This window comes from Carboxydothermus pertinax (assembly GCF_001950255.1).
In the GTDB taxonomy this organism is placed as follows: domain Bacteria; phylum Bacillota; class Z-2901; order Carboxydothermales; family Carboxydothermaceae; genus Carboxydothermus; species Carboxydothermus pertinax.
The window spans coordinates 177,350-184,914 of record NZ_BDJK01000055.1 but is presented as its reverse complement, the minus strand read 5'-3'; the positions used below and the strand labels follow the sequence as shown (position 1 = coordinate 184,914).

Below are 7,565 nucleotides of genomic sequence, written 5' to 3'. Positions count from 1 at the left end.
TTTTTCTTGGCCTGCATGATGCCTTTCATTGAAGGATACCGGGGTTCGTTTAATCCCCGCTGGGCGGTAATAAGCGCCGGTAGAGGTACTTCGACTACTTCGGTCCCCCCTTCGATTTCCCGGTGGCCGGTAATCTTGCCTTCCTCTACTTCTAATTTGGTGACAAGGTTAATTTGCGGTAAGCCTAAAATCTCGGCTACCCGTACTCCTACCTGGGCGGAACTGTCGTCAATGGCCCGCCAGCCGGTTAAAATTAAGTCGTATTCCATTTGCCCTAAGGCTTTGGCTAGAGCTTCGGCAGTTACAGTTTCGTCGAGCTTTAGTCCATCGGTTTTGACCAGGACCGCCCGGTCAGCTCCCATGGCTAAAGCCTGCCTTAAGGCTTCCTGGGCCCGGTCGGAACCGGCCGATACTACTACTACTTCCCCCTGCCCTAACTTTTCTTTGATTCTTAAGGCCTCTTCTACCGCAAATTCGTCGTAGGGGTTAATGATTAAGGTTACCCCGCTGTCATCAATTTTCCCGTCTTTTAAGACGATCTTTGCTTCGGTGTCAAAGGTCTGCTTTAATAAAACTACTAACTTCACCTAATCTCCCTCCTTACTCTCCTTTAAATTCGGGCTTCCTTTTATTTAAGAAGGCATCCATGCCTTCTTTTTGATCACTGGTCGTAAAGCAGAGGGCAAACATCTCCGCTTCATACGCCAGTGCCCGTTCCAAATCCATGTTTAACCCTTCATTTAAAGCAGCCTTGGAATAAAATACCGCAAGCTTTGCTTTAGCTGCTATTTTCTGAGCAATTTCTAAAGCTTTTGGCATCAGTTCTTCCGGTTCTACTACCCTGTTAACCAATCCTATTCTCAGGGCTTCCTGAGCATCTATCATCTCACCGGTATATAAGAGCTCGGCTGCCATACCTTTTCCTACCAGTCGCGGCAACCTCTGAGTACCGCCAAAGCCTGCAGTAACCCCTAATCCTACTTCCGGTTGTCCAAATTTTGCTTTAGTGGAAGCAATACGAAAATCACACGCCATTGCTATTTCACAGCCACCACCAAGGGCGAACCCGTTAACTGCAGCGATAACCGGTTGAGGAATTCTTTCAAGTTTTGATAACACCTTTTGCCCAAGCTTAGCAAAATACCTGGCTTGCTGGGGAGTAAAATTCCTCATTTGCGAAATATCGGCTCCCGCCACAAAACTCTTTTCTCCCGCACCGGTTAAAATTACCACCGTAATGCTTTCATCCTCTGCTATTTTATCCAGTAAAGAATCTAACTCTTCTAACACTTCAGAATTTAAAGCATTTAATACCTGGGGCCGGTTTATGGTTATAATACCGACCTGGTCTTTCTTTTCAAACAAAATCGTTTTGTATTCCATACTTTCCCCCCTGTTCCCCTATTTTAAGAGGTGGCGAGCAATTACAATTCTCTGAATCTGATTGGTCCCCTCGTAAATCTGCGTGATCTTGGCATCCCTCATGTAGCGCTCTACGGGATACTCCTTGGTATAACCGTAACCGCCAAGCAGTTGTACGCAATCGGTAGTTACCCTCATGGCCGTATCGGTTGCATATTTTTTGGCCATCGCCGCTTCTTTGCTGTGGGGTAAGCCCTCATTTTTAAGCCAGGCAGCCCGGTAAACTAATAACTTCGCCGCTTCAATCTCCGTTGCCATATCCGCCACCATCCACTGAATCCCCTGGTTTGCGGCAATAGGCCGACCGAATTGTTCCCGCTGTTTAATGTAGTTTAGGGTATACTCAAAAGCACCTTCCGCAATGCCTAATCCCTGGGCTCCAATCGTAATCCGCCCGCCATCTAAAAGTTGCATAGCAACTTTAAAGCCTTCGCCAATTTTTCCCAGCACATTTTCTTTGGGAACAACGGCATTTTCAAAAAACAGTTCGCAAGTTACAGAACCGTTTAAGCCCATTTTTTCTACCGGTTTGGAAATGGTAAGTCCCGGTGTATTTTTTTCAACTATCAAACAGGTAATCCCTTCCGCCCCTTTGGTAGCGGTATCAGTTCTTGCAAAGGTAATAAAAATATCGGCATAGCTTCCATTGGTGATGAAAATTTTACTGCCATTTAAGACAAAGTGATCACCTTTATCTACCGCTGAAAGCCTTAAGCTGGCAGCATCGGAACCGGAATTAGGCTCCGTTAAAGCATAAGCTCCAAGCATTCTCCCCTGAGCCATTGGAACTAAATATTTCTGTTTCTGTTCTTCGGTACCAAACATATAGATGCTCATGCAGCCAAGGCCAATATGCACGGCTAAAATAACAGCAGTTGAAGCACATACCTTGGCAATCTCTTCAATGAATAAAATGTAAGAAAAGTAATCGGCGCCAGCTCCTCCGTATTCTTCGGGTATTGGAATCCCCATTAAGCCTAACTCCGCCAATTTTTCCAACGTTTCCTGGGGAAAGCGATGTTCCCGATCGGTCTTTTCGGCAATTGGTGCTATTTCTTTTTGAACAAATTTTCGTACCATGTCAACAAACATCTGCTGTTCTTCCGAAAGCTGAAAATTCATATTTCCCCTCCCCCGGCTACCCCTACAAAGGATCAAACATAGCTGTAAAACCCTCTACCGGTTTTTCTCCCAAGCCACCCTGCTTTTACATATTGCCGTAAAAGCGGACAGGGCCGGTATTTGGGGTCACCATAACCTTGATATAACACTTCTAATATGGCAAGAACCGTATCAAGACCAATTAAATCGGCTAAGGCTAGTGGTCCCATAGGATGGTTCATCCCAAGCTTCATAATTGTATCTATACCTTCCACCGAAGCTACACCTTCGTATAAACACCAGATCGCTTCATTAATCATAACCTGTAATACCCGGTTAGATACAAAACCAGGAACATCTTTACACTCTACCGGAACTTTATCCATTTTCCGGCTTAATTCCTCAATAACTTTATAAACTTCATCGGAAGTCTGTAATCCGCGTATAACTTCCACCAGCTTCATTAAAGGAACTGGATTCATAAAATGCATACCGATAACCCGTTCAGGCCGTTTGGTCACCGCAGCAATTTCGGTAATGGGCAACGATGAAGTGTTTGTCGCTAAAATTGCATGAGGAGGTACAATTTGATCTAATTCCGCAAAGATTTTAGCCTTAACTTCCATTTTTTCTACAACCGCCTCTATTACCAAATCACAATCGGCAGCATTTTTTAAGCTATCGGAAGGCTTAATTCTTCCTAAAATTTCATTTTTTTCTGCTTCGGTTATTTTCCCTTTTTCAACAAACTTAGCAAGGCTCTTTTTTATCGTTTCTAACCCTTTATTAACAATATCAAAATTTAAATCATGTAATACCGTTTCAAAACCTGCTTGCGCTGCTACCTGGGCTATTCCGCTGCCCATCTGTCCAGCTCCAACTACCATAATCTTTTTAATATCCATAAAATCCCCCCTAATCCACTCTTATCATCATCGCATCGCCTTGCGCGGCACCACTGCAAATAGCAGCTATGCCGGTACCGCCACCCCGCCGCCGCAATTCATAAATAAGGGTCATCAGGATCCTAGCACCGCTGGCACCAATCGGATGGCCAAAGGCTACAGCTCCACCGTTAACATTAACTTTTTCCAGGTTATAACCTGCAATTTTCTGGCTAACTAAAACTACAGCTGCAAAAGCTTCGTTTACTTCCAGAAGGTCAATTTGGTCAATCTTCATTCCTTTCTTCGCGAGCAATTTATTTATGGCATGCCCGGGAGCGGTCGCAATATATTTAGCATCAAAAGCTACTTCGGCATGGCCAAGGTAAGTCGCCAGAGGTTTAATTCCAAGCTCCAGGGCTTTTTCTTTGCTCATTAACACTAAAGCCCCTGCCCCATCATTAACACCGGGTGCATTTCCAGCAGTCACACTACCATTAGGGTCAAAAACCGGGGTTAACTTCGCCAGTGCTTCACGGGTAGTATTAGGTCTTGGCTGTTCATCTTTATCAATTACAACCGTTTCCCCTTTTTTCTGGGAAATTTCCACTTTTACAATCTCATCGTTTAAGCGTCCCTTCTCCATTGCATCTTTAGCACGCATCTGGCTAGTATAAGCCCATTCATCTTGAGCTTCCCGGGAAATACCGTATTCCTTGGCAACTTCCGAGCCGTGAACCGCCATATGCCTGTCATAAAAAGCACACCAGAGACCATCATCGACCATTAGGTCTACCGCTTCAAAATTAAACATTCTTTGCCCCCAGCGAGCTTTTGGCAAAAGGTAAGGGGCATTGCTCATACTTTCCATCCCGCCAGCCACGGCTACATCAATTTCTCCTAAAGCAATCATTTTAGCAGCCATTGCCACAGATATTAATCCACTGGCACAAACTTTATTTACTGTCACCGACGGTACTTCCCAGGGTAGACCCGCTTTTCTTGCCGCCTGACGGGAAGGTATTTGCCCCGCTCCTCCCTGTAAAACCTGACCCATATAAACATATTCAACCATTTCTGGACTTACGCCACTTCTCTCTACAGCTTCCTTTATGGCTATTGCACCTAAGTCTACAGCCTTTAACGGAGCAAGTCCACCCCCAAACTTCCCAAAAGGAGTTCTGACAGCGCTGACAAGCACAACTTCTCTCATTTTCTCCCCTCCTCATGTTTCCTCAAACCCTTAAACTATTCTTTTTACAACCCTCCTTTCCCCAAAAAGATTATTTACACTTAAAAAAATACCTTTATATTAAGTACGTAATTTGACGCAAAATTCCTGCTATTTGGGCTAAATATTTTTTTAATTTTATAAATTTTTGAAATAATTTGTTCATTTGAGAACTAATCATTATTTTTTACCAGAAACCCATGGCAAAAAAGTTCTACCGCATCTTTTGCCTGTTTAGATAAACTGTATTGCCGCGACGATAAAAGCCAAGAAGAAACCATTTCATCCAGTGTACCAAAAATCATCCGGCGTATTACTTTAGTAGAAATATCACTCCGAAAAATACCCTGTTCTTTACCTTCATCAATAATATTTTCAATAATAGTAAAATAATCCCTTAATAGCTCGGAAAGTTTTTGGCGTAACGCCCTATCCGCTTGTCTTAATTCAATTTGGGTAACTTGAGCAAAATTACGATCTTTTTCCGAGTTTTCCAAATGGCGAGTAACTAATTTTCTTAATTTCTCTAAGGGTGTCTTAGCAGTATTAAGCTCATTTTTTAAATTAACGATAAATTCCCCAAAACGTTTTTGAAAGAGGGATAAAAGTAAATCTTGCTTATTTTCAAAATAAAGATAAATCGTTCCTTCAGCTACATTAGCTTCCCGGGCAATTTTTGAAATTTGGGCTTTATGATAGCCAACTTCACCTATAATTTTTGCTGCAGCATCTAAAATAGCTTCATACTTATCGCCACTTTTTTTGGCCATACTTACCTCCAGTTTTTTTTAAAATTATACCATACTTTTTCAAAAAAGTGAATGAGCATTCATTCAGAATTTAAATTTTTTTCTTGATGAAACTCCTGCCGCTACCAGCTTTAAAGCTCTGGATGTTAAATGTACAGCAAATTGAAAAATACTTGCAGAAATATTCTCTTAGGACTCTAAAATTATGGGTGGAATTTTTAGTTCTACCACAATGTTCACAGCTATGGCCTATAGTGCCGCTATTTGGTCACTATCTTGGTTCTTCCTACCCTTTTGGACCGCAAAGCTCATTATTTTTCCTGGCTTTCATCGTCTGGCTTAAAAAAATAAGCACTTACCAGCAATCGGTAAGTGCCCCCTAATAACGCGGGAGCATTAACTCCCGCTTATTTTATGGGAGAGGAGAAAATAAGTTATGCTTTATAGCCAAGGTTATCAATAATAACCTCTGCTATCTCACGTACCAGTTTAACAGTAATTACCGGTGGAAGTTTGGTATACCGCTTCACCACAGCTAAATAAGTTCTTAGCTCATCTCCTTCGGAAAGATAAGCTAAAAGATCCTTAGCATACTTTTCAATCTTCGCAAAGCTTTCAGCTACAAAAACCTTTACATACTTAGACTGGAGTTCAGAGCCAGTTTTTGCAGCTCTTAAATAAGCACTTTCCATGGCATAGATTTCAATCACCATATCGGCAATGAGCCCCAGCACTTCTTGTTCGCGTTCAATTTTTTCTTTAAACTTCTGAACCGCTAAGCCAGCCGCCATTAAAGCTAATTTTTTAGCCCGGTCAATTGCTTCTTTTTCCCGCACCAGCCCTTCTACTTCTTCGACCGGTGGCAGCGGATTAAAGATTTCGCCCATAAGTTTTTGCACTGCTTGTAAGAGAGGCAACTCTCCTTTTTGCGCTTTTCTTAAAAGCTGGGAAGGAATAATTAAACGGTTAATTTCGTTGGTACCTTCAAAAATCCGGTTAATCCTTGCATCACGATACATCTTTTCAGCAGGGTATTCCTGGGTATAGCCATAACCACCATAAATTTGTACCGTTTCATCCACAACAAAATCTAAAGCTTCGGATGCAAATACTTTATTTATGGAATATTCAAGAGCATACTCTTCAATGCCTTTTGCAACCTCTGCCCCAGATTTACCTTTAACATCCCCCAAAATTTTATCCATCATTCCGGCAGTCCGGTAAACCATGCTCTCCGCTGCAAAAGCATATGTTGCCATCCGTCCAATTTTATTTTTAATCAAACCAAAGTTGGCAATGGGCTGGCCAAACTGACTTCTTTCTGTAGCATACTTAACTGCAGAATTAAGCGCTAGTTTACAGGAGCCTGCACAACCAGCCCCAAGTTTAAACCTACCAATGTTTAAAATGTTAAAAGCAATAACATGACCCTTCCCTACTTCCCCAAGGACATTTTCTACCGGTACTTTCACATCTTCTAAAATAACCTGACGGGTGGAAGAACCTTTAATTCCCATTTTCTTTTCTTCCGGCCCAAAAGATACCCCGGGAAAATCCCGTTCGACAATAAAGGCCGTAAATTTATCCCCATCTACCTTGGCATAAACAATAAACACATCGGCAAATCCCGCATTGGTTATAAATTGTTTGGTACCGTTTAAGATGTAGTATTTACCATCTTCACTTAATACCGCTTTCGTCTTAGCTGCTAACGCATCGGACCCAGAACCGGGTTCGGTTAAGCAGTAGGCAGCCACTTTTTCCCCGCTGGCAAGGCCAGGTAAATATTTTTTCTTCTGTTCTTCCGTACCAAAATAAACAATTGGTAAGGTTCCAATCCCCGTGTGAGCGCCATGGGCTGTAGCAAAACTACCCTGACCTGAAACATTTTCCGTAACAATAACTGTACTTACTTTATCTAGCTCCATACCTCCGTAAGCTTCAGGAATATCTACTGACAGAAGCCCTAATTCCCCGGCTTTGCGCATTAATTCAGGTACTACACCTTCAACCTGGTTTTCTATTTCCTCATTTTTAGGTACAACTTCATTAGTTATAAAATCTTTTACCATTTTCATCATCATCCGATGCTCTTCGGTAAAATCTTCCGGTGAAAAAATTGACTGCGGCTCAACATCTTTTAGTAAAAATTCGCCACCTTTTAAAATGTCCGACATC

At 42.3% G+C, this 7,565-nt stretch carries 7 protein-coding genes; all 7 read right to left on the bottom strand.

Annotated features, from left to right (window positions below):
• A partial coding sequence (locus cpu_RS10865; protein ID WP_075859999.1) for an electron transfer flavoprotein subunit beta/FixA family protein occupies positions 1-587 on the bottom strand: 587 nt, incomplete at its 3' end.
• 13 nt (positions 588-600) lie between these two features.
• A complete protein-coding gene (locus tag cpu_RS10860) occupies positions 601-1,383 on the bottom strand; it encodes a short-chain-enoyl-CoA hydratase (RefSeq protein ID WP_075859998.1) in 783 nt (260 codons plus the stop codon).
• A gap of 18 nt (positions 1,384-1,401) precedes the next feature.
• A complete protein-coding gene (locus cpu_RS10855; protein WP_075859997.1) occupies positions 1,402-2,544 on the bottom strand; it encodes an acyl-CoA dehydrogenase in 1,143 nt (380 codons plus the stop codon).
• Between the two features lie 32 nt (positions 2,545-2,576).
• Positions 2,577-3,422: a 3-hydroxybutyryl-CoA dehydrogenase gene (locus tag cpu_RS10850; protein WP_200800689.1), complete on the bottom strand. Its 846-nt coding sequence runs from the start codon at positions 3,420-3,422 to the stop codon at positions 2,577-2,579.
• Between the two features lie 16 nt (positions 3,423-3,438).
• The gene (locus cpu_RS10845) at positions 3,439-4,620 is read right to left on the bottom strand and encodes an acetyl-CoA C-acetyltransferase (RefSeq protein WP_075859995.1); all 1,182 of its coding nucleotides are present in this window, start codon (positions 4,618-4,620) and stop codon (positions 3,439-3,441) included.
• 191 nt (positions 4,621-4,811) lie between these two features.
• Positions 4,812-5,408 carry a fatty acid metabolism transcriptional regulator FadR gene (gene fadR, locus cpu_RS10840; protein WP_075859994.1) on the bottom strand — a complete coding sequence of 199 codons (597 nt, stop codon included), beginning with the start codon at positions 5,406-5,408 and terminating at the stop codon, positions 4,812-4,814.
• A gap of 413 nt (positions 5,409-5,821) precedes the next feature.
• A complete protein-coding gene (locus cpu_RS10835; protein ID WP_075859993.1) occupies positions 5,822-7,564 on the bottom strand; it encodes an acyl-CoA dehydrogenase FadE in 1,743 nt (580 codons plus the stop codon).
• Position 7,565 lies beyond the last annotated feature (1 nt).

What these genes read in the sequence shown, in the direction of transcription:
- cpu_RS10860 (WP_075859998.1), bottom strand. Translation starts at nt 1,383, where the DNA reads ATGGAATACAAAACGATTTTGTTTGAAAAGAAAGACCAGGTCGGTATT.
- cpu_RS10855 (WP_075859997.1), bottom strand. Translation starts at nt 2,544, where the DNA reads ATGAATTTTCAGCTTTCGGAAGAACAGCAGATGTTTGTTGACATGGTA.
- cpu_RS10845 (WP_075859995.1), bottom strand. Translation starts at nt 4,620, where the DNA reads ATGAGAGAAGTTGTGCTTGTCAGCGCTGTCAGAACTCCTTTTGGGAAG.
- fadR (WP_075859994.1), bottom strand. Translation starts at nt 5,408, where the DNA reads ATGGCCAAAAAAAGTGGCGATAAGTATGAAGCTATTTTAGATGCTGCA.
- cpu_RS10835 (WP_075859993.1), bottom strand. Translation starts at nt 7,564, where the DNA reads ATGTCGGACATTTTAAAAGGTGGCGAATTTTTACTAAAAGATGTTGAG.